23 protein-coding genes are annotated in these 25,049 nt (G+C 48.1%); 14 read left to right on the top strand and 9 right to left on the bottom strand.

Features of this window, described 5'->3' with window-relative positions; genetic code table 11:
- Positions 1-71: 71 nt before the first annotated feature.
- Genes NLX73_RS09620 through NLX73_RS09595 form a run of 6 tightly spaced genes read right to left on the bottom strand, consistent with a single transcriptional unit; the run spans position 72 to position 6,833 of the window.
- On the bottom strand, positions 72-1,262 hold the full coding sequence (locus tag NLX73_RS09620) for a YheC/YheD family endospore coat-associated protein (protein ID WP_254325990.1): 1,191 nt from the start codon (positions 1,260-1,262) through the stop codon (positions 72-74).
- Positions 1,244-1,759 (bottom strand): GNAT family protein, encoded by a 516-nt coding sequence (locus NLX73_RS09615; RefSeq protein ID WP_061831701.1) that lies wholly within the window; start codon positions 1,757-1,759, stop codon positions 1,244-1,246. Before NLX73_RS09615 ends, NLX73_RS09620 begins: the two co-directional genes overlap by 19 nt.
- Before the next feature lie 16 nt (positions 1,760-1,775).
- Positions 1,776-2,885, bottom strand: a complete 1,110-nt coding sequence (locus tag NLX73_RS09610) for a YheC/YheD family endospore coat-associated protein (RefSeq protein ID WP_250244344.1) — start codon at positions 2,883-2,885, stop codon at positions 1,776-1,778.
- Entirely contained in the window at positions 2,882-4,252 is a 1,371-nt protein-coding gene (locus NLX73_RS09605; RefSeq protein ID WP_061831703.1) for a YheC/YheD family endospore coat-associated protein, read from the bottom strand. Before NLX73_RS09605 ends, NLX73_RS09610 begins: the two co-directional genes overlap by 4 nt.
- A gap of 12 nt (positions 4,253-4,264) precedes the next feature.
- Positions 4,265-5,419 carry a YheC/YheD family endospore coat-associated protein gene (locus tag NLX73_RS09600; protein WP_254325989.1) on the bottom strand — a complete coding sequence of 385 codons (1,155 nt, stop codon included), beginning with the start codon at positions 5,417-5,419 and terminating at the stop codon, positions 4,265-4,267.
- Between the two features lie 43 nt (positions 5,420-5,462).
- Positions 5,463-6,833 carry a YheC/YheD family endospore coat-associated protein gene (locus tag NLX73_RS09595; protein WP_254325988.1) on the bottom strand — a complete coding sequence of 457 codons (1,371 nt, stop codon included), beginning with the start codon at positions 6,831-6,833 and terminating at the stop codon, positions 5,463-5,465.
- Between the two features lie 162 nt (positions 6,834-6,995).
- Between NLX73_RS09595 and NLX73_RS09590 the strand changes: the two genes are divergently transcribed.
- The 3 genes from NLX73_RS09590 to NLX73_RS09580 all read left to right on the top strand — a co-directional run bounded on the left by NLX73_RS09590 (position 6,996) and on the right by NLX73_RS09580 (position 9,232).
- Entirely contained in the window at positions 6,996-7,340 is a 345-nt protein-coding gene (locus NLX73_RS09590; protein ID WP_025685398.1) for a YlbF/YmcA family competence regulator, read from the top strand.
- A 72-nt stretch (positions 7,341-7,412) separates the two neighbouring features.
- Positions 7,413-7,694, top strand: coding sequence for a hypothetical protein (locus NLX73_RS09585; RefSeq protein ID WP_069291592.1), 282 nt, complete (start codon positions 7,413-7,415; stop codon positions 7,692-7,694).
- Positions 7,695-7,897: 203 nt separating this feature from the next.
- Positions 7,898-9,232, top strand: coding sequence for a DRTGG domain-containing protein (locus NLX73_RS09580; protein WP_061831707.1), 1,335 nt, complete (start codon positions 7,898-7,900; stop codon positions 9,230-9,232).
- Positions 9,233-9,276: 44 nt separating this feature from the next.
- On the opposite strand, the gene NLX73_RS09575 is transcribed toward NLX73_RS09580, so the two are convergent.
- The gene (locus tag NLX73_RS09575; protein WP_061831708.1) at positions 9,277-9,774 is read right to left on the bottom strand and encodes a sporulation membrane protein YtrI; all 498 of its coding nucleotides are present in this window, start codon (positions 9,772-9,774) and stop codon (positions 9,277-9,279) included.
- Between the two features lie 12 nt (positions 9,775-9,786).
- A complete protein-coding gene (locus NLX73_RS09570) occupies positions 9,787-10,116 on the bottom strand; it encodes a YtrH family sporulation protein (RefSeq protein WP_013309582.1) in 330 nt (109 codons plus the stop codon).
- 137 nt (positions 10,117-10,253) lie between these two features.
- Between NLX73_RS09570 and NLX73_RS09565 the strand changes: the two genes are divergently transcribed.
- The 6 genes from NLX73_RS09565 (at position 10,254) to pyk (ending at position 18,548) form a co-directional block, all read left to right on the top strand.
- Complete coding sequence (locus NLX73_RS09565; RefSeq protein ID WP_254325987.1) at positions 10,254-13,928, top strand: DNA polymerase III subunit alpha; 3,675 nt, start codon at positions 10,254-10,256, stop codon at positions 13,926-13,928.
- A gap of 167 nt (positions 13,929-14,095) precedes the next feature.
- Positions 14,096-14,593: a phosphatidylglycerophosphatase A family protein gene (locus NLX73_RS09560; protein ID WP_023987905.1), complete on the top strand. Its 498-nt coding sequence runs from the start codon at positions 14,096-14,098 to the stop codon at positions 14,591-14,593.
- 152 nt (positions 14,594-14,745) lie between these two features.
- On the top strand, positions 14,746-14,934 hold the full coding sequence (locus NLX73_RS09555) for a hypothetical protein (RefSeq protein ID WP_013309585.1): 189 nt from the start codon (positions 14,746-14,748) through the stop codon (positions 14,932-14,934).
- Positions 14,935-15,114: 180 nt separating this feature from the next.
- On the top strand, positions 15,115-16,008 hold the full coding sequence (gene accD, locus NLX73_RS09550; protein ID WP_013309586.1) for an acetyl-CoA carboxylase, carboxyltransferase subunit beta: 894 nt from the start codon (positions 15,115-15,117) through the stop codon (positions 16,006-16,008).
- Positions 16,009-16,992, top strand: coding sequence for an acetyl-CoA carboxylase carboxyltransferase subunit alpha (locus NLX73_RS09545; RefSeq protein ID WP_061828687.1), 984 nt, complete (start codon positions 16,009-16,011; stop codon positions 16,990-16,992).
- Between the two features lie 125 nt (positions 16,993-17,117).
- On the top strand, positions 17,118-18,548 hold the full coding sequence (gene pyk / locus NLX73_RS09540; protein WP_254325986.1) for a pyruvate kinase: 1,431 nt from the start codon (positions 17,118-17,120) through the stop codon (positions 18,546-18,548).
- 100 nt (positions 18,549-18,648) lie between these two features.
- On the opposite strand, the gene NLX73_RS09535 is transcribed toward pyk, so the two are convergent.
- Positions 18,649-19,539, bottom strand: a complete 891-nt coding sequence (locus NLX73_RS09535; protein ID WP_254325985.1) for a LysR family transcriptional regulator — start codon at positions 19,537-19,539, stop codon at positions 18,649-18,651.
- A 207-nt stretch (positions 19,540-19,746) separates the two neighbouring features.
- On the opposite strand from NLX73_RS09535, the gene NLX73_RS09530 reads away from it, so the two are divergent.
- From NLX73_RS09530 to pelA, 5 genes are all read left to right on the top strand, one after another.
- Positions 19,747-20,670 carry a phosphate ABC transporter substrate-binding protein gene (locus NLX73_RS09530; protein WP_061828685.1) on the top strand — a complete coding sequence of 308 codons (924 nt, stop codon included), beginning with the start codon at positions 19,747-19,749 and terminating at the stop codon, positions 20,668-20,670.
- A 106-nt stretch (positions 20,671-20,776) separates the two neighbouring features.
- Positions 20,777-21,709, top strand: a complete 933-nt coding sequence (gene pstC, locus NLX73_RS09525; RefSeq protein WP_254325984.1) for a phosphate ABC transporter permease subunit PstC — start codon at positions 20,777-20,779, stop codon at positions 21,707-21,709.
- Positions 21,709-22,605 (top strand): phosphate ABC transporter permease PstA, encoded by an 897-nt coding sequence (pstA, locus tag NLX73_RS09520; protein ID WP_023987910.1) that lies wholly within the window; start codon positions 21,709-21,711, stop codon positions 22,603-22,605. The genes pstC and pstA overlap by 1 nt, the downstream gene beginning before the upstream one ends.
- 17 nt (positions 22,606-22,622) lie before the next feature.
- Positions 22,623-23,465, top strand: a complete 843-nt coding sequence (gene pstB / locus NLX73_RS09515; RefSeq protein WP_061828683.1) for a phosphate ABC transporter ATP-binding protein PstB — start codon at positions 22,623-22,625, stop codon at positions 23,463-23,465.
- A gap of 288 nt (positions 23,466-23,753) precedes the next feature.
- The gene (pelA, locus tag NLX73_RS09510; protein WP_254325983.1) at positions 23,754-25,043 is read left to right on the top strand and encodes a pectate lyase; all 1,290 of its coding nucleotides are present in this window, start codon (positions 23,754-23,756) and stop codon (positions 25,041-25,043) included.
- The last annotated feature ends 6 nt before the right edge of the window (positions 25,044-25,049 follow it).

Below are 25,049 nucleotides of genomic sequence, written 5' to 3'. Positions count from 1 at the left end.
GCTTGACGTACCATATAAATAAAACATGCTAGCACTGTCGGGCAGACGAAAAAGAAAGGAAGGCAGCCACTTTACGCGGAGCCTTCCTTTGTTTTATTCTCAGTCTTACTCTCTGCTTTATCTTCTGTTTTATCTTCTGCTTTGTAGTCCGTCTGAGGCTTTGGATTAATTTGTGTGTGGTAGACCCACAAGGCATATTCCATGGGCTTGGCGATGGAACGGCGATAGGTATCTTTTTCTCCAATACGTGAAAATACCTCGCGGGCTGGTTTCGGGTTGACTTCCAGCACGTATATATGACCGTCCTTATTAATTGCCAAATCGAGTGCAAGCTCGCACAATGCCCCGTAGCTTTCTTCCAGATACGCAGCGATGTCCAGTCCGAGTTTTTCCCCCTGCTTGATGATTTTCTCTCTATGGCCCTCATCACGAATCCATTGCGTCAGCAATTGGTTCATCGGTACCGCCTTGCCTCCACCATGCAGGTTGGAAGTGACACTCCGATGTGCCCCGATTCGCCCGGCGCATCCGGTTAGCTCCCATACTCCTTGGCTATTTTTCTGTACCAGCATACGGTAATCATGGACCCTGCCATTCGGCAACTGCACAGGAATGCCTTCCTGAACAATGTAGTTATCCATGTTCCAGCTGCTCAGACGCGGCTCCAGACGGTCTAGACGTACCCGCTGCTGGGGAATAATATGGCGTTTGCGATTGCGGCCTTCAATCAGATACAGGCCCCCTTGCTTGTTAACAGGCTCAATACGTAAAATGCCGCGTCCTCCCGTACCGTTAATCGGCTTGAGGTATACTAATGAATTCTGTTTGAGCATCCGTTTTACACTATGAAATCCATTGAACAGCTCTGTTGCAGGCAAATGGGGGCGAAAGGCAGACCTTCTCGCAAGCTGCTGATGAATGACCCACTTGTTACTCAGCGGTCGGTTTAAATATACAAGGTCTGTATACTGCGATCGAAACTGCTTCAACTGACGATATCGTTCACTGCGCTGTACTCGGCAACGGTCGAAAATCATATCTGGGAACTCTCGCCACTTTCGGCTCCATTTTCCGCTGTGTGGATCATAGATTTGGGCAAGGAGCAGCCTGCGATCCTTATGGACATCTGCTGGAGTGAATACATACATATCCAGTCCCAGTCTTTTCCCTTCTGCAATCATGCGCTCATATATATCACGTTCCTCCAATTGTTTCTTGTTATTTAAATACAAGGTCATGATGCCTAGGACAGGTTTTGGCACAGCATTCCACCTTCCTCTGCCGTCTGCTTATCTTGGGATAACTCCCCGTGAAATATCAGCGTGGGTTTCCCGGTCGGTCCAGTCGTCATTTCATGCGCAACCAGTCCAGCACGGAAACAGGTTTTGAGACTGGCCATATTGTCGGCGGCTACGCTGCACGTCAGACGGCGCAGCTGTTTGAGCTGGGCGGACAGCAGTCTAGCGCCCAGTCTGCGGCCCCGGTAAAGCGGACGAACAATTACGATGCAAGCATCCTTCCCGTAATTCAGAGCGAGGGAAAATCCCGCAATCCGCAGCCCCTTCTCCGTGCGCACATATGCGCACAGGAGGGAGGAACCAGGGGTGTTCAATTGCTCCGGCGTCAAAACAGCCAACTGCCGCAGAGCATTACGAGTAATGCGCATGCCCCCTGAGCTGCGGGCCAGAAACAGTAACTGTCGTCGTCTCAGCAGCCAGCTCCGGGCAGGCAAATGTTGAACATCGCTAATTTGCGGCATGATTCCACTTCCTTGATCATGATTTCATTCGTCCGGCCAAAAAGGAGCTGTACTGGAATATGCGTCTAAGCGACTTTTGGCGGATTTCCGGCTCGTCAAATTTCATCGGTTTGGCATTGGCCTCAAAAAACCAGAGGGTTCCGAGCGTATCCACGCCCAAATCCATGGACATTTCGCCATGAGAAAGACCGGATGCGCGTTCAATTTGACGTGCAATCTGTATGGCCGTACTTTTAACTTTGTTCAGTAGATCCGTGCTGTCCTCAGGCCCAAACAGTGAGGACAGTAGCTTGAACGGGTCCTCTACACTCCCGCCACGCGGAACATGTGTGGTAATGCTCCCTTTACCTGCCAGTCTGGCACCGACCCCGGTTATACTCCAGGAGCCGCGGATATTTTTTTGTACCAGGATACGCAGGTCGAAGGGTTTTTTCTGATAGGTTGCCAGATCGATACCCTGTTGAATGATATAAGGCGAGTTGCCCGCTTCCCGGCGGATACGTCCCCACAGCCGGGATAGCGATACAGATCTGTAGGTTACACTTTTTTTGTCATGCTGAATGGTCAGTCTGTAAGCCATTAGATGTTCTGGTCGGAATTTAAGAATCATAATCCCTTTTCCGGCCTTACCGTTTTCCGGTTTGAGATACAGGTATGGATACGCAGACAGCATTTTTCCTAAGGAAGACAGGTTGCTTAACCGTTTGGTTGCCGGAACAAGCTGACGAGTGGTTTCCGAGGTACGCAACCACTTGAACAGTTCCCATTTGTTAAAAAAGCCTGGATTGTACAGTTCAATGCCTGAAGCATGTGAAATTTCATCCAACTTTGTGCGCACAGAGGTTTTAAGTTCATAATTACGGTTGGGGATGCGATTATAAATGACCTGTGGAGGTGGAAAATTCTGTTCCTCCCACGTCTGTGAGCTCTTGTTGAAAACGTAGCCCTTAACCGTTTCGTCTGCCAGTTTCAGGTCCCTGACGGTAACAATGTACACCTGATAGCCCATCCGTGTTCCCGTTTCAAGAATATCCCTGAAATTGCGCTGATTGCCCTTGAAGAATTGTTCTTCGTCGTGCACTGTCAATACAGCAACGACTGGCTTATGCTCCGCCCGGGTATTCATAGTTCCTCTTTTCTGCGGAATTTACTGAGGTAAAGACAGTGGTCCAAAATATGCTCCACGGATGCTTTACCCTCCGCACGCAACGATGGATGCTGAAAAATGGATCGGCCTGGCTTGGAGTTGGCTTCAAACATCCATACCTTTTCATCCTGATCAATACCCAGATCAAAGCCGATTTCACCCAGCAGATGCTGGTGATGGTGTTCAATGGCTTCTGCGAGCGTAACTGCTACGTTTTTGGCACGTTGAAGCACTTCACCCGCCCGGTCTCCGAATACCCGGTTCAACGCCTGTTCAGGTGTCATAAGGGAGCCGCCGTTTTTGATGTGGGTCGTGACACTGCCGCGTCCGGCTTTTTTGGCTCCAATGCCGACGACGACCCACTGATTATTTCCATTTTTATGCATGTGAAACCGGAAATCAATCGGGCAATTGTCAATCTCGATCAACTGGATACCCTGTTGAATGACGTAACCCTTTAACATCTGTCCCTGATTGGAGTGAAGCATCCTGAGCATGGAGTTAAAAGAGGTGAATTTTAGCAATACATTGCTATTTTTCTTACGGTACCTCACAAAATAGCCTTGTTTGGGAACATGGGACAGACGGTAGATTCCTTTGCCGAGGCTGCCTCCACTTGGCTTGTAATAAGCAAATTGATGTCGCTCCAACATACCTCGGATACGTTCAGAGCTGGGATTCATATATGATTCAGGGACATAGCGGTTAACATCTGGATTATTTTCCAGCAGATTATAGATATCGGACTTATTGAAAAAGCTCCAGTTAAAGAAGGGAATTCGTTTGCGGGAAAAGCGTTCGCGTAGTTGATTGATCGCCGGGGAAAAATCAGAGCGTCGGCTCGGCAAACGATTATAAATTACGTCCGGCAGAGGTACAAGTTTACGTGTGAATTCCCCGCTGGAAGACAGAAAATAGCCGTTAATCGTATCATTTTGCCAGTTAATATCCCGAGGGGTGAATGCAAAAATATAAGATTTTTTGCTGCCTTCCTTCAGCAGTTGCTTAATAAAGCCTGTGCGTGATCCGAAAGGGCGAGTGGTGGAGTTGGTACCGTCAGACAGCACGCCAATCAACGGCCCTAGCTGTATATCCCCATCCAGATTTCGCAAATAGATGGCCCCGCTTTTGGGAACACGGATTGCATTACGTAAGCCCGAGGTCAAGTATAGATGGCGTCCCGCCTTCTGAATGGGTTTTACTGTAGCGGGAATCTGATCCTTACCGAGCCGCAGACGTACGGACTTGGCTCCGGATAATTTAAGGCTTTTCAACAAGGAAGTGGATATATACGCCACCTTGTCGGGCTGCTGTGAGAAATGCACATTGCAATGCGTTAAACTCATCTGTTTATCCTCCTATACCGTATGTTCAAGGGAGGCGCCCGCGCCCTTTGGCCCTGTCGCTTTGGAATGGGTCATTAAATATCGAGCATATTCGAGCGGGCGGTTGACCGACTGGAAAGCGCACTCTGGCTGACGGGTCTGAAAAAAGGAGGCCCGGCCAGGTCGGGAATTAACCTCCAATAGCCAGATGTTCCCGCTCCGGTCAATACCGTAATCAATTCCCAACTCGCCAAGGCGGCCATAACGTTCCTCCAGCGCCCTGGTAATGGTCAAGGACAGCGCCATCATCTGCCCGATGATGAGACGCGTGGTGTCCGCGCCAAATTGTTCACGAAGGTAAGGCTCAGCTGGATGGGCTTCGCCCCCACCGTGAAGATTAGAAGTCAGAGTTCCTTGTCTGCCTTCTCTTACGGCAAAGCCCGTCAGGCGCCAATAGCCGTTGCCATCCTTTTGCATGAGTGCGCGAACATCAAAGGGATGATTGCTTTGGCTTGTTAATTTCAAATAAGGCTGCACGATATAAGCGCGTTTGTGTGCAATTCTATGGACCCATGACAATCCTGCATCCAATTCGGAAAACAAGCGCCGGAACGGGCGGTTACGGGAGTCTCTACCCTGTACAAGTAGTCCCTGGCCTCCTTCTGCCAGCCGGAGATACAGTGTGCTCTTGCCATGTGTTCCGGTCTGTGGCTTCATAAACAGCTCCGAATGGCGTCGTAGCCATTCCACAAGCTGGATCGTGTCCCGGTATGGCGCCGTAAGCGGCACAAAGGGACGCACTTTATCTACCGCATGCAAAGCTCGATACACTTGCCATTTGCCAGGTAAGTTACGCGACCAGTAGATGAGCTTGCGCGATTTTTGCTCCGCCATATCTTCCAGTGTGCGCCTGACATTCTGGCTCTCGTGAACATGGAGACAGCGGTTATACACAATATCCGGCAACGGAAAGCGGCCGGATGTCCATACTCCGTTACGGTAAACATAACCTCGTATGGAGTGATCTTCAGGTGAAACTCCTTCGGCGGTAAACGCCATTACGCTAAGACCAGAGCGCCTGCCCAACAGACTTAGCCTGCGGCAAAAATCGGCTTCGGTAATAGGGGGAGTGGCGGCCTGATTCCGGCTAACAAGCACGCCCAGCGTGCCCGGCACAACAAGAGACACCGACAACAGCTCCTTTGGCAGCCAGACTCTGGAAGAGATGAATTCATTTGAAGCCGGCTGAATAACAGCAGTATTCAATCATTTTTTTTACGGACGGGCGAGTTTTCTGATCATTTAACGGCGTGTTGTCATTCTTCGATGGCTTCGAATTGACCTCCAGCAACCAGATGCGCCCCGTGCTGTCTATTGCCAGATCTATACCAAATTCTGCGAAATGGGCGGGAATCGCTTTTTCCACTCCGCTTGCGATATCCAGTGCTGCTGTTTTGAGAGAGGTATGCCCATTCGATTTAACGGTTGCGGGCAGCGTGGTTTTGGCAAGTGCTTCTTTGACTGTACTCAGCGTGCCGCCTCTTGCCAGATTGGACACAAAGTGGCTGCCTCCGGCGATCCGAGCGACAATGGATGTTACGGTCCAGGTTCCGGACGAATTTTTCTGTACAAGCGCACGAAAGTCGACCGGACGCTTACCGTGATCAATCAAGGTAAGTCCCTGTTGGAGTTGAAAGCGTGTTGTCTTCATTTTTCCCGCTAAGCTTTTGTACAGCTTATCGACGTTGGCATACATTTGCTTGCGGGGTGTGCCCGCTGTTGTGGATAGCACCGAAAAGGTACCATCCGTTTGTTTGTTAATGCGCATTATGCCTTTACCTAGGCTTCCGCGCACTGGCTTGAGAAAAACAGCGGGATACTGGTTGCACATTTTTTTGAAAACAGCAAAGGTTTGCAGCAAGTGGGACTCGGGTAAATACTTGCGCAGGGAAGAATTGGATTTAAGCGCATCAAATACTTCATTCTTATCCAGAAACTTTTCGTTAAAAATGGTCGTGCCGTACTGCGATTTTACTTCTTTCATGAAATGCTGTACGCTAGTTCTGTTCTCGAGTTTACGGGAGGTAAGACGATTATTGACGACATCGCCGGCAGGCATGACCGTCTTTTTCCAGCCTCCGTCATACACCCATCCCTGAACTCGCCCGGGCTGATTTCCGATATGCTCCGGGGTGAAAAAATACACATATGCTCCTTGTCTGCGGCATTCCCCGACTAGTTCACGGCAGAACAGGGTGATCGACCCGAAAGGCTTGTCGGGCTGTTCGGGATAGTCCCGACTGACCAGCACGCTAATAAGTGGGCCCACTCGAAGTGTCCGGCGACCTCGGCTGTAGGTTACTCGCAGATTACAATTGGCATGAAGCCCCATTTTTCGGGCTAGCACGCTTCCCACACGTAGGCCGCTGTAGCGGGGCACCGATATGACGGTAACCTCTTGGCGGAACGAACCGAAGGCGAGCTGAACGGGGTGGCCAGCGGATATTTTCCATTTGCGAAGCAGGGACTCGCCGACCATGAGTACGTCATCCTGCAAGATGCCCGATCCGATGATTTGAATCGTTGTTTTTTTGATGGACATCGTGGATCTCCTTCCGGGCAGCAACTTGATGTCTTGAAAGTAACGGGAAACGTGAATGGGCTGTAATAGCACTGATTCATCATATGAGGACATATATCCCTTGGTGATTGACGGACAATGTGAAATGTTGACACTAAACTTGTATTGGAGGAATAAACAATCATGAACATCTATGACAAAGCCCATGATTTAGCGAAAGCATTGAAGGAAAGCAAAGAGGTAGAGGAAATTACGTCAGCGATGAAGCTGATCGAAACCGATCCAGAAGCCAAGAAAATGCTCGACGATTTCCGTGAACGCCAAATGGAGGTACAGCAACGCATGATGAGCGGCGATATGCCAGCACAGGAAGAGATGGAAAAGATGGAGAAGCTGTTTGAGGTACTTAGCTTGAACCTCAACATCCGTCGCCTGTTCGACGCTGAACGTCGCCTGAGCGTGATTATTGAGGACGTTAACAAAATTATTGCAGACAGCCTTCAACATTTGTACGGTTCATCTCTGTAAGTTTGTCTCATATTCCTTCCTGTCCTCTCATAGACTAGATACATAGAGTCACAGGGAGAGGAAGGGATACGATTGGGTTCTTTCAAAAAATGGAAACACGGTTTGTACACACTCATTGCATTGGCTATGGTTTTGGTCGCGTTACCACGCATCTCGCTTGCAGGCGGTTTGAACTGGGTCAACGGCTTTGGAATGGTATGGGTACTTTTTGCGCTGCTAGTCATCGGAGCAAACATGCATTTTTTGCTGGGTGTGGATGAGGAAAAGCGCAAAACGCTGGAGCGTGTGCGACGGGCCAAAATGCAGCAGTGGCAGATGAAATGGGATAAAAAAGCTGACAAAGGCAGCATGTAGTGAGTTTTTTCAGCTTGTCCTGGGCTTGCCTCCCAGATGGCAAATCAATCATAGTAAGAAGCGGTCCCTTGTAAAAGAGGGGATCGCTTTTTTTGCTATTTGCGAAGCGGAGAACTCAAAATGAACAAGGGTCTAAAATATAGGGATATTGTGCTATAATAGATACAGAATGATACAGATTGAACGTTGGGGGTGTAACAGAGTTGGACGGGCTAGATGAAACAGTTACGAAGCATGAGCAGCTATTGCGACATATCGAGCAGTTGAAAATAGGCTCCAAAATTTCTGTGCGCAGGTTGGCTAAAGAAATGAGTGTCAGCGAAGGAACGGCCTATCGGGCCGTGAAGGAAGCCGAGAACCTGGGAATTGTCATTACCAAGGAACGGATCGGAACAGTACGAGTGGAGAAGCGACCGCGCGGTTTGTCCGAGCAGCTGACCTTTGCAGATGTCGTAAATATTGTAGAGGGACATGTGCTGGGCGGAAGTGAGGGGCTGGAGAAGCCCTTGCACAAGTATGTGATCGGAGCGATGCGCGAGGAAGCTATGGCCCGTTATATTGACGCAGGTAGTTTGCTGATCGTAGGTAACCGTGAGGATGCGCATTCACTTGCATTGGAGCAGGGGGCAGGTGTGCTGATTACAGGGGGCTTCGGTACGAGCCGAGAGGTTAAGCAGCTCGCAGATCAGATTAGTCTGCCGATCATTTCCTCACGCCATGATACTTTTACAGTGGCATCTATGATTAATAGAGCCATATTTGACCGCTTGATCAAAAAGAAAATTATGCTGATTGAAGACATTGCGGCAGGCAAACCGAAAACGTTGACCTTGAAAATCAACAGCACGCTTACCGAGTTTGAAGAACTTTCGGTGACGACTGGACATCATCATTTTGCAATAGTGGATGAATGGAATCGTTTAATTGGTATCGTCAGCCGCAAAGATGTGGAGGGGCTTCTACCTGAGCATACGATGGATAAATGTCTGATCCGCAATCCGATAACGGTCACCTACCAGACCTCGCTGGCTTCCGCTGCGCAAATGATGGCGTGGGAAGGTGTAGATTATTTGCCGGTCGTGGACCGTAACCGCAAGCTGCTTGGGTCCGTTACACGGCGTGAGGTGCTGGAGGCGCTGCGTAACGCCCAAAAGCAGCCACAACTTGGCGAGACGTTCGACCAGTTGATCTGGAACGGGTTTGCTGAAGAGCGTAATGAGGACGGATCGTTATTTTTTCGCGGTTTTATTATTCCGCAGATGGCGACCAATTTAGGTACGATCTCGGAAGGCGTACTGGTCAACGTGATGACACAAGCGGGCTACCGGGCAGCTAGAGACATGACCGGCAAGGATTATGTGCTGGACAATTTGACGACTTATTTTATTAGACCCGTACAGATAGAGGATGCTGTCGTTCTTCGTCCGTTGCTGCTCGAGCTGAGTCGCCGCACCTGCAAGCTAGAAATTGCAATTTCACGGGAAAACCATTTGGTATGCAAAGCAGTGATGACACTTCAATCCATTGAACATGGTTAGTCTACCTATGGATCAGAGCAGGGTGTGAAGTCGAATAGACCGACTTAGTGGCTTTCAGGCAGTCTTTCTTTTGCTTCCAGCCAAATTTGCAGCACCCCTTCCATTACAAGCATCGTTTTGACCTGGATCGTATACTCCTTGTCACGAACGGTGTATTTTTTTTGGTGCAGCAACATACGTACCAGCTTGCTGTCAGAGTCAATCTCGAACATATCTCTGCCGCGCAGCACCTCCAGATCACGACTGACACGGCGAAGAAGTTCCTTCAGGTTGATAGAATCAATTTTTTCGGCCGAAGCTTCCTCCGCGATCAGCTTGATTTCTTTGACAACGGTTTGGCGCTTGCTGTATTTGCGCAATGTTTTGTTGTCTTCCTCGGCTTGCTGGAGCTGGAATTGAAGATCCTGGTTGTTCGTCCACAGCTGATTGAAGCTGGCATGCCAGATGGCATTGTAGATCATTCCTCCCGTAATCATACCGAGTACAAAGACGGAGGATAATTGCATAAAAGGGCGCAGGCGCTCAAAAGGGGGGACTCTCATAGTCGTTTCACCTCACGGTCGTCCGTTGCCGCATACCCACTTGACCAGCTCTGCACCCATATGAGCGCCTAAAAAGGCGAAAATCAAATACAATATCTGTTTAATGGCAGGTGACAAATTACCATCCAACATATTGCTTTCAATGACCCGGATCGGGTCCATCGTTCCCCCCACAGCGGCGGCAAGCGCCCATATTTTAATTCTTCCGGCAACCTCCAGCATCGTCTGGGTTGGCGGCTGAAGCGATACCACAGCTCCCATTCCGCCGAGCATGGCTCCCCCGAGCACGATGCCGAAGGCAATGAAGAAGTCGAGAATCGCTTTGGATATAAAAGTGCTCATGCTCTTTTCCTCCTTAGGTATACGAATCAGGACCGCGCTTGTCCGCCGAGGTCTGTACTTTTATTCTATGGGCGCTACTAACGCGGATATGATAAAATAGTTTGAAGAAAATCAAGCGGTGAAAGGAAGAGAAGCGCATGAGTTCATTTGTGCATTTGCATGTTCATAGCGAGTACAGCCTGCTGGACGGCGCGGCTCGTACCGCGGAGTTGGTCAAACAGGCATCAGCTTACGGAATGAAGGCGCTGGCCCTTACAGACCACGGGGTTATGTACGGTGCCATTCCTTTTTATAGAGCGTGTGTAGAGAACGGCATTAAGCCGATTATCGGGTGTGAGGCCTATATGACGGCAGGATCGCGTAAGGAGCGTGGCAGCCGGAAGGATCAGCCCATATATCATTTGATTTTGCTCGCCAAAAATAAAACAGGCTATCAAAATCTGATGAAGTTGTGCTCCATCGGCCATTTGGAGGGCTTTCACTACAAGCCGCGCATCGACATGGAGGCTTTGGCTGCCCATCATGAAGGCATCATATGCCTGAGCGCTTGTTTGGGCGGTGAAGTGCCGCAGCATTTACTGCATGGTCGGGAAGCCGAAGCACGACGAGCAGCGGAACGGTATCGTAACATTTTTGGCGATGATTTTTATCTGGAACTCCAGGACCATGGTCTTTCGGAGCAAAAACGTGTAAATCCTCTCTTGATCGCACTGGCGAAGGAACTGAATATTCCACTGGTGGCGACGAATGACGTGCATTACTTGACTGAGCCAGATGCGGACGTGCAAGACGTTCTGATCTGTATCGGCACAGGTAAGACAGTTGACGATGAGGAACGCTTGCGTATACCAACACGTCAGTTGTATCTGAAAAGTCAGGAGGATATGGCTCGTTTATTCCCGCATGTGGCAGAAGCCATCGCCAACACGGTGCGTATTGCTGAAAAATGCGAACTAGAGCTGGAATTTGGTCAATCCATTTTGCCTGAGTATCGCCCGCTGCCGGAAGGAATGACCTCTTCGTCCTATTTACGCAATCTGTGCGTGCAAGGGCTGGAGCGTCGCTATGGAAGCGATTCCGGATGGGAGCAGCCGGAGGAACGGGAAAGGCTGAACCAACGGCTAAACTATGAGTTGAATACCATTGACAGTATGGGTTTCAGCGATTATTTCCTGATTGTATGGGATTTTATTGCCTTCGCTCATAAGCATAAAATTGCAACGGGACCGGGGCGGGGTTCCTCAGCAGGCAGTTTGGTTGCCTATGTGCTTAACATCACGAATGTCGATCCGATGAAATACAACCTGCTCTTTGAACGGTTTCTGAATCCAGAACGAATTAGTATGCCAGATATAGATATTGATTTTAGTGATGAACGGCGTGACGAGGTTATCGACTATGTAGTACAGAAGTACGGAAATGAGCATGTAGCGCAAATTATTACCTTTGGAACGCTGGCGGCAAGAGCCGCTGTCCGTGATGTCGGTCGTGCATTGAACGTGCCGTATGGCGAGGTGGACAAGGCAGCCAAGCTGATTCCGGCGCAGTTAGGTATTAATATCCGTCATGCGCTGGAAATCACCCCGGAGCTGAAAACGCTATATGAAACGAAGCCCAAGACACGTGAACTGCTGGATATGGCGATCAAGGTTGAAGGAATGCCTCGTCATGCTTCGACACATGCAGCAGGTGTTGTCATTTCGCGGACTCCATTGACCGATGCGGTTCCGCTTCAAGAGGGGAGCGAAGGGGTTCCTTTGACGCAGTACTCGATGGAAAATCTAGAGCGCATTGGTTTGCTTAAAATGGATTTCCTTGGGCTGCGTACGCTCTCCATTATTGAACGGTGCATACACTGGATTGCGGAAGAGCATGGAGAAACGCCTGATTTTAATCGTATTCCCGATAACGATCCGCATACCTATGACTTGCTGGGCAAAGGAGATACAGGAGGCGTATTCCAGCTGGAGTCGGCCGGTGTACGCCGGGTACTCAAGGATTTGAAGCCGAGTGTATTCGAGGATATCATTTCTGTCCTGGCTTTGTATCGTCCGGGCCCGATGGGCTTTATTCCTAACTTTATACAGGCCAAGCATGGTCAGATTGAGATTTCTTATCCGCATCCTGACCTGGAACCGATCTTAAAGGATACGTACGGTATTATTGTGTATCAGGAGCAAATCATGCAGATTGCTTCGCGCATGGCGGGCTTTTCCCTGGGAGAAGCCGATCTGTTGCGCCGGGCTGTGTCCAAGAAAAAGCGCGAAGTGTTGGATCTGGAGCGCGGGCATTTTGTCGAAGGCAGTATCAAGCAGGGATACACGGAGGAGGAGGCCGGAAGGGTTTACGATATGATTGTCCGTTTTGCTGACTACGGCTTCCCGCGTGCCCATGCAGCTGCTTATGGTGTGCTAGCATTTCAAACGGCTTATCTAAAGGCCCATTATCCGGTACAATTCATGGCTTCAATGCTGACAGCGGTGATGGGAAGTCATCGGAAAGTGGCTGAATATGTCGTCGAATGCCGTCGTATGGATATCGCAGTGTTGCCGCCTGATGTGAATGAGAGCGGGGTGTTGTTTACTCCTTTACAGCAGGGAGGCATCCGCTTCGGCCTAGCAGCGATTAAAAATGTCGGCACACAGGCGATGGAGAGCATTCTCGCTGTTCGCAAGGAACGGCCTTTCGACAGCCTGCTCGATTTTTGTCGACGTGTCGATTTGCGGGTATGTAATAAGAGAGTGATTGAATCGCTTATTCAGGCAGGAGCCTTTGATTCTTTGACGGGTCATCGGGCACAATTGCTTGCCATGCTGGATGAAACGGTCGATGCAGCCGTCAAGTGGCGTAAGGAACGGGATGACTTGCAAATTGATATGTTTGGTTTTGTGGAAATGCCCAATTGGGATATCGAATATCCCAATGTACCCAAATTCAGTGCCAGCCAGCAGTTAGAGCTGGAACGCGAACTGCTGGGACTGTATTTATCCGGGCACCCGTTGGATGATTTTGAGTCGCTGTTGGAAAGCAGCGAGGCGGATCGTTTGATGGAGCTGGGCGATGTGCCAGATGAAACGGTTGTTGTGACCGCAGGCATGGTAGTGTCACTCAAAACGATTACGACCAAGCAGGGTAAGGCCATGGCCTTCATTGAGCTGGAGGATCAGATTGAGCGCTGTGAGGTTGTGCTGTTTCCTGAGGTATGGAAGCGAAGCCAGCAGTGGATTGAAAAGGGAGCTTTGCTTACGCTTCGAGCCAAGATGCAGCAGCAGGACGAGCACTTCAAGCTCCTTGCGGATGAGACCGCCCCGCTGGCGAAAGACTCGCTGGCACGGCTCCTCCAGCGCCGACGTGCCAGTACGCGCTCGTCCGCCGCTGGAACATCCGTGCCAGCTGCTGGCTCTGCTGCTGGCGGCCCGGGCGGGAGAACGTCGCGCGTGTCGCCCCCGCCTTCGCCAGCCACTTCATCTGCTTCGCCTCAGCCGAAGGCGGCCCGTCCCGTGATGGCTGCTTCACCGCGCGGAGCCGAAGCGGCTCGCGGTGAGCAGGTGCCAGTCCCGCGCAGCTCGGAGTCGACCGCCCGTCAGCGGGTGTTTGTCAAAATCACCCGCCAGGCCGAGGAGGACGCCAGCTTGCTGGTCAGTCTCAAGGCACTGCTACAGGAGCATCCCGGTGCTATGCCTACAGTACTTTTTTATGAGAGCAACCAGCGTCTGCTGGCTTTGAGCGATGCTTACAGCATTAAGCCTTCTCCTCAGCTTTTTGATCAAATGGAGTCGATGTTGGGTGAAGGCACGGTGAAAGTCAAATGATAGGCACACAGCAAACCGCCCTTATTGTAACGGTTTAATGAACATTTTCCTTCCTTCCCGCATACACTTGGAAAACTGGCGGAACAGGAGATTCAACACGTCCCCTGCACCATAAGGTCCCGTACGGTGAAAGAATAGAACTGCACGGTGAAAGCGGGAGGGAAATTATGTCCTATGAATATGCAGAAACTTTGTTAAATCGCAGAGGCATTCGTATCGAGTCCATTGCGGACATTGTTTTTCAGCTTCAGCTAAAATATTATCCTCATTTGACGATGGAAGAATGTATAGACAGTGTCAAAGCGGTTTTACAAAAGCGTGAGGTTCAATATACGTTGCTCACAGGTATTGCGCTCGATGAGCTGGCCGAAAAAAAACTTCTCCCCCAGCCATTGCAAGCCATTATGGAGGCTGACGAACCGCTGTACGGAGTGGACGAGACACTGGCTCTTGGAATTACGAGTGTGTACGGCATGATCGGCTTAACCAGTTTTGGTTATCTGGATAAGGAAAAGACGGGGATTATTGAACAGCTGAACCAAAAAGGCAGTGGTATTCATGTGTTTTTAGACGATCTTGTCGCAGGACTAGCTGCCGCTGCTTCTTCGCGCATTGCACATCGGAGCCTCCATGCCAAGCATTATCCTGCATCATTGGACGCTTAATTGACCTGTGTAGACAGAGTTGATGATTTTCTAGGCCCTCCGACGAACTTGAATGATCAGGAGGGCTTTTGTTGCGGGAAAAAAGTAAGGTATGTTATCATGAGTCTATTATATGGGCTCAAAACTTGAGGCTTAGGGGGTAGAAACAAGGCATGTGGACGGTGATTTATATTGCACCGACGGCCAGACTGGCTGACATGATTAAGCTCAAACTGTCTGAAGAAGGTTTTATGGTGCAGGCCCGGGCCATCAGCGCGTCCAAGCAACAGTTTGAGATACTTGTGCCTTCGGGTGAAGTCGAAGAAATACAGGAAGTGCTTAATTCGATTTTGCGCCCTTGAGTCCGGAACGGCGGAAGTGATACAGCAGCATGAGTGGAACAAAGGATGCACGATCGGCGGTAAAGTTTTAGTAACAGGCGTTGACGTGTGTATGAACATAATGCTTAAAGGTGCCGCATAGACGGCAGAGGACCTTGTATCGGTTACGGCTGACAAATAAACGGCTGGAGAGGTGTAGTTGTGTTTAAAGATTTATTCCAAAAGAAGCGTAAATACGCGACCATCCCTTCGGAACGGGCGCTGAGCGGCGATCAAGCGGACATGCCGGATCGTCCCAAACGGGAAATTCCCGAAGGTCTTATGACCAAATGTGGCAAGTGTGGAAGTATTCAATACAGCAAAGAACTAGAGAAAAATTTGAAAGTGTGTCCGGTGTGCGGATACCATATGCGTTTGAATGCTATGGATCGCATTCGCATGGTGCTCGACGAAGACACGTTTACGGAATATGATGCCGATATGATTTCGGTTGACCCGCTGGACTTTCCGGGATATGCGAGCAAGCTGGAGCAACAGACCCTGAAATCTGGTTTGCGAGAGGCTGTCGTTACGGGCGACGGCCTTATTTATGGACATCCTGTTGTCGTTGCTGTGATGAGCTTTGACTTTTTTACTGGTAGTATGGGTTCGGTCGTAGGAGAGAAAATTACCCGCGCCATTGAGCAAGCAATAGACAAGCGTCTGCCGCTAATTATTTTCTCAACTTCCGGCGGGGCACGTATGCAGGAAAGTATTTTAAGCTTGATGCAGATGGCAAAAACAAGTGCTGCTCTTGCTCGGCTGGATGAGCAGGGCTTGCTGTATATTTCTGTTATCACCGACCCGACTACAGGTGGAGTGTCCGCCAGCTTTGCTACGCTTGGAGATATTAATATCGCGGAGCCAGGAGCTGTATTCGGCTTTGCAGGGCGTATTGTAATTGAACAGACAATCAGACAGAAGTTGCCGGATGATTTTCAAACATCCGAATTTAATTTGCAGCATGGACAATTGGATATGGTTGTACACCGCAAGGAACTGCGTGATACCCTCGGGCAACTGCTTGATCTGCACAGTGTGAAAGGGGTGGAATAGATGGCTGGTGAATTGCCTTATGAAAAGCCCCTGGTCGAGATGCGACAGAAGATCGAAGAACTCAAGCAATTCGGACAGGATAAGCAAATTGATTTTACAGATGAAATCAACCGTCTCGAGGAACGTTATCTCGAGATGGAAGAAGAAATATATTCGAACATTACAGCACCACAAAAAATGCATTTGGCCCGTCATCATCAAAGACCAACGTCTCTTGATCTGATTGAGCAGGTGTTTACGGACTTTATTGAATTGCACGGCGACCGCTTGTTTGGAGACGATCTGGCGGTTGTGGGCGGAATTGCCAAGCTAAATGGTATTCCGGTGACCGTCATTGGTCAACAGCGTGGTAAGGATACGAAAGATAACATTGCACGTTTCTTTGGTAGTGCTCATCCGGAAGGATTTCGTAAAGGCTTGCGTCTTATGCAGCAGGCTGATAAATTCAAACGCCCTGTTATTACATTTATTGATACGAAGGGCGCTTATCCGGGTAATACAGCAGAGGAGAGAGGTCAATCGGAAGCGATTGCCCGCAACTTGCGGGAGATGGCAAAGCTTTCGGTGCCTGTTATTTGTGTGGTCATCGGCGAGGGTGGAAGCGGCGGTGCGCTTGCGTTTGCAGTCGGTAACCGTGTGCTGATGCTGGAACATGCCATTTATTCGGCCATTTCTCCAAACGGTGCAGCTTCGATTCTATGGAAAGATGCTTCCAAGGCCGATCAGGCAGCTGAAGCCATGAAGATTACGGCTAATGACCTCCTGCGCATGGAAATTATTGAGGATATTGTGCCGGAGCCGAAAGGGGGCGCGCATCGTAACTATGAAGTGACTGCTGCCGCAATCAAGGAGCTATTGGAACGTCATTTGGCAGACCTTACGAATATGAGCTGCGATGAATTGAGGGAAGATCGGTATCAAAAATTCCGAAAAATAGGTCAATACACCTTCTTGAAGCCTTCGGAATCTGAGCCTATGTTGTAATACGTTGTAAACGGGTAACAATAAATATGACGAACTTCCTATACAAATAGGAAAAAGTGTAGTAGATTTAATTGTTGGAAAAAGATATAAAGAGTAGCACCTTTGAAAACGGAGGAAAAACCCAAATGCGCAAAACTAAGATTGTATGTACCATCGGTCCTTCCAGTGAGTCATTGGAAAATGTGAAGAAACTGATTTTGGCTGGTATGAACGTAGCCCGCCTGAATTTCTCTCACGGTGATTTCGAGGAGCATGGCAACCGGATTAAAAACATCCGTCAAGCTTGTAAGGAGCTTAACAAAAACGTTGCTATTTTGCTCGATACGAAGGGGCCGGAAATCCGGACAGGAAAGCTCGAAGTTGAACCTATTGAGCTTGTTCAGGACGAGTTCATTACGCTGACAACGGAAGAAATTCTCGGTACGCAAGAACGTATTTCCATTACGTACAAAGATCTTCCCTCGGACGTGGAGCCCGGCTCCACCATTCTGATCGACGATGGTCTGATCGGACTCACCGTTATTGAAGTATCAGGCACTGAAATCAAATGCCGCATTGTTAATGGCGGAACGATCAAAAGCAAGAAGGGCGTTAATGTTCCAGGCGTTGCTATTTCTTTGCCTGGTATTACCGAAAAAGATGCTAATGATATCATTTTCGGTATTGAGCAGGACATTGATTTCATCGCGGCTTCTTTTGTTCGTAAAGCAAGTGACGTTCTGGAAATCCGTGAATTGCTGGCGAAACACAACGCGAGTCATATCCAAATCATTTCCAAAATAGAAAATCAGCAAGGTGTTGACAACCTGGATGAAATTTTGGAAGCTTCGGATGGTCTGATGGTTGCCCGTGGTGACCTCGGTGTGGAAATTCCTGCTGAAGAAGTGCCTCTGGCGCAAAAATTGATGATTAACAAATGTAATGTAGCTGGCAAGCCTGTTATTACGGCAACACAAATGCTGGATTCCATGCAACGTAACCCGCGTCCGACTCGTGCGGAAGCAAGTGACGTGGCGAACGCTATTTTTGACGGAACAGACGCAATTATGCTGTCCGGCGAAACAGCTGCGGGTAAATATCCGGTAGAATCCGTATTGACGATGTCACGTATTGCAGAAAAAGCTGAGTCCTCTCTGAACTACCGTGATTTGTTCAAGAAACAAAGAACGGCTCAAGAAATTAGTATTACAGAAGCAATCAGCCAATCTGTTTCTATTTCTGCACTTGACCTGCATGCCAAAGCGATCCTGACGTCCACACAAAGCGGAACAACGGCGCGTATGATCTCTAAATACCGTCCAGAAGCTCCGATTGTTGCTGTGACAACACAGGAAAGAACAGTTCGCCGTCTGGCTCTGATCTGGGGCGTACATGCAGTACAAGGCAGACCAATCGTTGACACAACAGATAGTCTGTTTGACAACGCACTGGAAGGCGGTCGTAAATCTGGCCTCGTTAAAGAGGGCGATTTGGTTGTGATTACTGCGGGCGTACCTCTTGGTGATTCTGGTTCTACGAACCTGATCAAAATTAGCTGCGTTCCAGCACAAGCGTAATTAAAGTCTCCTTGAAATAATATCGAGGCTGTATGTATTGTTACAACAAGCAAAAGAGCATTCAAGTCAATAAGACTTGGATGCTCTTTTTTTATGTTCTCTAGCTTTTCATTTCCAGTCCTTCTCGTCGTATGAAATCAAGAAATGCTTGTTGCATCAAGTTCATTTGTATATCTTGTTGATACACGATGTTGATTTGATAATGGCTCCTTTGGTTATCAGCCTCGAGATAAGGAATCCATTCTACCGAGGGAACAGCATTGTCATTATTGTCGACTCCGCTTGCAGGAAAGAAGGCAAGCGCTTCTCCGCCGCTTACGACTTGCTTTACCGCTTCCCAAGAGTTGATTTCCAGATTAGGCTTAACTAGCGAGGAATAATGATCTACAACTGATGAACCGCTGTATTTTACCCATGTGTGCTTGTCCAGCATATCGGGTCCATCGACCTCCTCTGATTTGGATGCAAGTGCAGTTGCAGAACGGATAACTCCTACTTGATCTGAAGCCACTGGCTCTGCCACCGTATACTCTGGAAGAGGATTTCTATCGTCGAGAAAAGCAAAATCAATTTCTCCCTGTTTCAGTAGCTGCTTAATTGCATCCGGAGATTGAATCTCCAACTGAATACGACAATCTGGATACCGCTCAGCAAACTTAGCCATCAAAGTGGGGAGGAGATACGTACCTGATATCGACTCTGCACTCAGATGTAATTGACCCTGTGACTCTTCTGTCAGTTCATCTACAGCTTGTCTAGCTTCTTGTTCCAGAGAGATGATCTGCTTTGCGTAAGGTAATAATTTTTTTCCAGCTTCCGTTAGTATAATCCTGCCTTGTTGAAGAGAGAATAGGGAAGCGCCCATTTCCTTTTCCAAGCTTTTCATATGAAAGCTGACGGTAGGTTGTTTGACTTGCAAAGCTTCGGCCACATCCGTCGCCTTATGGAATTTGTCGATCAGCATCAAAATACGCAATTTTAGAATATTCATGGAATCCAACAGCTCTCCTTATATGTCATTCATATATGAATTTCAAACTATAGATTAATTATATACCGAAAAATAATTTATCTATCAATATTTTATATTTGTTTTACAAAACCACGTCGTTCGTCTAACATTCCAGGCCTACAATGTAAAAGTGTTGATGGTCATAAATAAAAAACCGTCACTTAACTAAGGGGAGGACAATAAAAAATGTTGAAAAAATGGCCGTTCATTCTGATGACTCTCACCATGGTATTTGCACTTGCAGCTTGCGGATCAGGTAACAATGCTGCACCACAAGGAGACGCTGCTACAGGAACAGACAATAAGGCAGCTGCTGAACTGACAGGAAACATTCTGGCTGTTGGCTCCACTGCACTTCAACCATTGGTAGAGCAAGCGGGACAAAAATTTATGGCTGTCGATAAATATAAAGGCATTGCAGTTCAAGTACAGGGCGGCGGTAGCGGTACTGGCTTGACTCAGGTTTCCGGCGGACAAGCGGACATCGGTAACTCCGACGTGTTTGCAAAAGAAAAACTGGAGAGCGGCGCAGATGAGCTGGTCGATCACCAAGTAGCTGTTGTAGCCATGTCAGCGGTAGCGAATCCTAAAGTAGGCGTTACAGACCTGAAAAAAGATCAATTGGTACAAATCTTTACAGGTAAAATCACGAACTGGAAAGAAATTGGCGGTGCGGATCAAAAAATTGTTATCGTGAACCGTCCAAGCAGCTCCGGTACTCGTGCAACATTTGAAAAATACGCATTGGGACAAAAAACGGAAGATCTGCCGGGCTCCATTCAAGAAGATTCCTCCGGTACTGTGAAAAAGCTGATTGCTGAAACACCGGGTGCGATTGGTTATCTGGCTCTGTCCTACATCGACAACACAGTAACTGCTTTGAAATACGATGGCGTTGAAGCTAACGTTGAAAATGTAGAACAAGGTAAATATCCAGTGTGGGCTTACGAGCATATGTACACTAAAGGTGAGCCAAAAGAGCATGTGAAAGCATTCCTGGACTACATTCTGTCAGATGAAATCCAAAAAACGGATGTCGTAGACTTGGGATACATTCCAGTAGCAGGTATGCAAGTGAAACGTGATGCTGACGGTAATATCACGAAATAAGGAGAGTCACACCTCCTGTTCGATGAACGCAGCTAACGCGAGTATATTCACGAAGAAGAGGCGGACTAGCGTCCGGCCTCTATTCTTCGGTTAAAGGAGTTACAGTATGGAACCAATTGAAGGGAAGGCATACATGGAACAGAATAAACGATCCCGAGTTATGAAAGAAAGACATTACTGGGAAGAATGGACCGGCCGCATATATACGTCGGTTTGTGTCGTTTTTTTAGTTGCAGTCATTGTCTCCATCGTATATTTTGTTGCCTCCAAAGGTGTAGCTACATTTGCGGTGAATGGAGTCAGTCTGCGAGAGTTTTTCTTTGGAACCAAATGGAGCCCGGATGGCGAACCTAAGTCCTTCGGCGCGCTTCCGTTTATTACGGGTTCTTTTGCAGTAACCATACTGGCGGCTTTAATTGCCAGTCCGCTCAGCTTATGTGCGGCTTTATTTATGACGGAAATCGTGCCGAAATCGGGTAAACGTATCCTTCAACCTGCGATTGAATTATTATCCGGTATTCCGTCTGTTGTATATGGCTTTGTCGGCTTGACCGTGATCGTCCCGCTGCTGCGGAACGTGTTTGGAGGACAAGGCATCGGCATTCTGGCAGGCTGCCTAGTGTTGTCAGTCATGATTTTGCCGACGATTACGAGTATTATGGCAGATGCGTTGTCTTCCTTGCCGGGGGGGCTGCGTGAATCCTCTTATGCTTTGGGTGCTACTCGCTGGCAGACAATTGCCCGTGTTATTATTCCGACGCTGTTGCCTGCTCTTTTAACAGGAATTATTCTCGGTATGGCTCGTGCCTTCGGAGAAGCGTTGGCTGTACAGATGGTAATCGGGAATGCTCCGCATATACCGCATTCCTTGCTGGAATCCGCTTCGACCTTGACCAGCGTCATTACACTAAGCATGGGTAATACAGCGATGGGCTCCGTTCATAACAATGCTCTCTGGAGTATGGCGCTTGTTCTTCTGCTCATGACATTCATTTTCGTGCTGCTGGTAAGGCAGCTTGAAAGGAGAAACCGGGTTTGATGAAAGCTAAAACGACCGACAAGATCGCTACATTTGTAATCTGTTTCTTCGCCTTGTTTATTGTTGCACTTTTGGTTGGATTACTGGGCTTCATTTTGGCCCGCGGAGTCAGTCATATTTCTTTTGACTTTTTAACCAGTGCTCCCCAAACATTACGTGCAGGCGGTGGTATTGGCCCACAACTATTTAATTCCGTATTTTTGTTAATCCTAACTTTGATTATCACCATTCCGATTGGCTGGGGCGCAGGTATTTACATGGCGCAATATGCAAAGCCGGGGAAAATTACGGACTTTATACGACTTGTCGTCGAAGTATTGTCCTCCTTCCCGTCTATCGTCATCGGATTGTTTGGACTACTACTTATCGTAAATACGTTTGATTTTGGCTTTTCCCTCTTATCAGGAGCCTTGGCTTTGGCCGTATTTAACCTGCCGCTGATGGTTCGCACAACTGAGCAGGCTTTCCGAGCTGTGCCGAAGGAGCAAAAGGAAGCTGGACTTGCGCTTGGATTGTCCAAGTGGAAAATTATCACCTCCATTTTGTTGCCAGCTGCGCTGCCAAGCTTGATTACGGGTACCATTTTGGCCGCAGGCCGTATTTTCGGGGAAGCCGCCGCATTGCTGTTTACAGCAGGGATGAGTACGCCGCCGCTTGATTTTACTGATTGGAATCCATTGCATGCTAGATCGCCTATTAACCCGATGCGACCTGCTGAGACATTGGCTGTTCATATTTGGAAGGTCAACAGTGAGGGGATTGCTCCTGACTCCAAAGATATTGCTGCAGGCGCTTCTGCCGTACTGGTGCTGCTTGTGCTTGCATTCAACTTGAGTGCAAGATGGTTCGGAAGAGTTGTATACCGCCGTCTGACAGCTGCCAAACGTATGGATTAGAAAGGGGATGGAGAACAATGGAACATGTGATTACACGAACGGTAAAAACCGCCGCACCAGCAACATCCGTTCAGTCTACGCGTTCGGAACAGCTTGCGGGACAACCGCCGCATCCGTTCAGTACTGAGGATTTGAGTATTTATTATGGCAGCTTTGAGGCTGTGAAAAAAGTGAATCTTGCCTTTCCCGAACAGACAGTGACTGCCCTGATCGGGCCTTCCGGCTGCGGTAAATCGACCTTTTTGCGCTCCCTTAATCGGATGAATGATGAGATTGCGTCTTCCTCTACAACGGGACATATCTGGATGGATGGACAGGATTTGACGGCACCGGAAACGGACGTGATCAAGCTGCGTCAGCAAATTGGCATGGTGTGGCAACGTCCCAATCCTTTTTACAAATCCATTTACAATAATATCGCCTTCGGTCCTAAATACCGTGGGGTGCGCAAGAAGAAACAGCTTGATGAAATCGTCGAAAGCAGCCTGCGTAAAGCAGCATTATGGGACGAGGTCAAGGATCGCCTTCACGATTCCGCTCTGGCGCTGTCTGGCGGGCAACAGCAGCGGCTTTGCATTGCACGTGCACTATCCGTTCAGCCGAAAATTCTATTGCTTGACGAGCCAGCTTCCGCGCTGGACCCTGTGTCTACAGGCAAGGTAGAAGAGCTCATCACCGAATTAAAAAAAGAACTGCGCATCGTTATTGTGACGCACAATATGCAGCAGGCTGCACGAATTTCCGATTATACTGCTTATTTTTATATTGGAAGTCTGGTTGAACATGGGAAAACGAACGATATTTTCACGAATCCTGAAAATGAGCTGACTCAGGAGTACATCATGGGTCGATTTGGTTAAGCGATGTTGCTCATCGACCTACTATATATTAGCTGCACGTAAAACCCTCTTACTAATCCAGCATTAGTAAGAGGGTTTTTATTGTGTTCAACGTTTTGTAACTTTTTTAATCTATTAGTAAATTAAAATATATTGATCGTTTGGGTATATTTTCATATAATACAACTAACTATTTATCATGCATAAATAGTGGTTTAGTTCCCCTCGCTATCAAAAAGAATCTTCAGCAAGAGTAAATAGGGTTAAACTGAACACAATTACCCAAATCAAAATAAGGGAGAGGTTCAAATGAAAAAGAAGATGTGTCCAACCGTAAAGATGATAGCGCTTTCAAGTTTGGCGATTACAGTAACGTCAGGACTCCTAAGTCCCTCATGGGCTGCGGCACAGGAGATGGTGCCGACTACATATGATTCAGGACGTGAATCGGCGATTGCTTCTTATGAACTTACCACAGATTCAGCTGTGGGACGGGACGTTTATGGTGGCGATGTAAATTCAGGTGTTTTGGATCGTGAGCAATTATTTGGGCTGTCGGCTGTGGCGAAGCCAACCGCTGTTGTGAATACAGACAGCCTCTTGAACAAAATGCGCGACTTTAGCAAGTTTTCTACGGGGGATATTTCCAAGGATACGACGCTTGCCTTAAATATTGTATCCTGGCAATTGCCGCATGGCGGATTCTTCAAAGCTATGGAAAAGAATTATAAATCCAAATGGGATGGCAAAGCTGCACGCTCCACATGGAAAAGCAAGGATGGTGTTGAACTCGGAACGTTTGATAACGAGGCCACGACAACCGAGATTCGTTTTTTAGCGGATGTATACAAAAAAACCAAAAATAAAGATATTAAGAACAGTGTACAAAAAGCAGTCGACTTCGTACTAACCTCTCAATATTCCTCAGGTGGCTGGCCTCAAGTATACCCTAAACGTGGTAATTATTCCGATGCTGTAACTTATAATGATGATGCGATGGTCAGAGTTATGGTTTTGGCTGACGATATTGTGAACAAGAAGCAGCCGTTTGATAGCGATATTCTGGATAACTCTTACCGCTCCAGACTTCAGCAAGCGCTAAACAAAGGTATCCAGTACACAATTAAATCTCAAATTGTAAATAATGGTACACCAACAATCTGGGGTGCACAGCACGATCCGGCTACTTATGCATCTGTTGAAGCCCGGGCATTTGAGTTACCTTCCAAAACAACTACGGAATCAGTAGGCATTACTGCTTTTCTCATGTCCCAGCCGCAAACCGCTGAAGTGAAAAAAGCGGCTCAGAGTGCTTTGAAATGGTTTGACGCGAACCGAATCGACGGTATCAAATACAATCGTCAAGGTCCGGAGTTCTTCCAAAAGGACGCATCGAGCGTAATGTGGTATCGGTTCTATAATGTGGAAGACAATAAATATTTCTTTTCAGACCGGGATGGCAAAAAGTATACCGACATCATGAAAATTAGTGAGGAAAGACGACTTGGTTACGCCTGGGCGGGAAGCCAGGCTAAGAGCTTGCTCAAGCTGGCTTCGGATAGCGGATATTATAAACTGTCCAAGCCGTTGCCACAATAATAAAGG

It is taken from the genome of Paenibacillus sp. CH40 (assembly GCF_024213605.1).
In the GTDB taxonomy this organism is placed as follows: Bacteria; Bacillota; Bacilli; order Paenibacillales; family Paenibacillaceae; genus Paenibacillus; species Paenibacillus polymyxa_B.
Note: the sequence above shows the minus strand (reverse complement) of the source record. Positions and strands in the feature narration are given on the sequence as shown.

Bases quoted from the DNA above. Each gene is read 5' to 3' on its own strand.
- NLX73_RS09615 (WP_061831701.1), bottom strand. From the start codon at position 1,759: ATGCCGCAAATTAGCGATGTTCAACATTTGCCTGCCCGGAGCTGGCTG.
- NLX73_RS09610 (WP_250244344.1), bottom strand. From the start codon at position 2,885: ATGAATACCCGGGCGGAGCATAAGCCAGTCGTTGCTGTATTGACAGTG.
- NLX73_RS09605 (WP_061831703.1), bottom strand. From the start codon at position 4,252: ATGAGTTTAACGCATTGCAATGTGCATTTCTCACAGCAGCCCGACAAG.
- NLX73_RS09595 (WP_254325988.1), bottom strand. From the start codon at position 6,833: ATGTCCATCAAAAAAACAACGATTCAAATCATCGGATCGGGCATCTTG.
- NLX73_RS09590 (WP_025685398.1), top strand. From the start codon at position 6,996: ATGAACATCTATGACAAAGCCCATGATTTAGCGAAAGCATTGAAGGAA.
- NLX73_RS09575 (WP_061831708.1), bottom strand. From the start codon at position 9,774: ATGAGAGTCCCCCCTTTTGAGCGCCTGCGCCCTTTTATGCAATTATCC.
- NLX73_RS09570 (WP_013309582.1), bottom strand. From the start codon at position 10,116: ATGAGCACTTTTATATCCAAAGCGATTCTCGACTTCTTCATTGCCTTC.
- NLX73_RS09565 (WP_254325987.1), top strand. From the start codon at position 10,254: ATGAGTTCATTTGTGCATTTGCATGTTCATAGCGAGTACAGCCTGCTG.
- NLX73_RS09560 (WP_023987905.1), top strand. From the start codon at position 14,096: ATGTCCTATGAATATGCAGAAACTTTGTTAAATCGCAGAGGCATTCGT.
- NLX73_RS09555 (WP_013309585.1), top strand. From the start codon at position 14,746: ATGTGGACGGTGATTTATATTGCACCGACGGCCAGACTGGCTGACATG.
- NLX73_RS09545 (WP_061828687.1), top strand. From the start codon at position 16,009: ATGGCTGGTGAATTGCCTTATGAAAAGCCCCTGGTCGAGATGCGACAG.
- pyk (WP_254325986.1), top strand. From the start codon at position 17,118: ATGCGCAAAACTAAGATTGTATGTACCATCGGTCCTTCCAGTGAGTCA.
- NLX73_RS09535 (WP_254325985.1), bottom strand. From the start codon at position 19,539: ATGAATATTCTAAAATTGCGTATTTTGATGCTGATCGACAAATTCCAT.
- NLX73_RS09530 (WP_061828685.1), top strand. From the start codon at position 19,747: ATGTTGAAAAAATGGCCGTTCATTCTGATGACTCTCACCATGGTATTT.
- pstC (WP_254325984.1), top strand. From the start codon at position 20,777: ATGGAACCAATTGAAGGGAAGGCATACATGGAACAGAATAAACGATCC.
- pstA (WP_023987910.1), top strand. From the start codon at position 21,709: ATGAAAGCTAAAACGACCGACAAGATCGCTACATTTGTAATCTGTTTC.
- pstB (WP_061828683.1), top strand. From the start codon at position 22,623: ATGGAACATGTGATTACACGAACGGTAAAAACCGCCGCACCAGCAACA.
- pelA (WP_254325983.1), top strand. From the start codon at position 23,754: ATGAAAAAGAAGATGTGTCCAACCGTAAAGATGATAGCGCTTTCAAGT.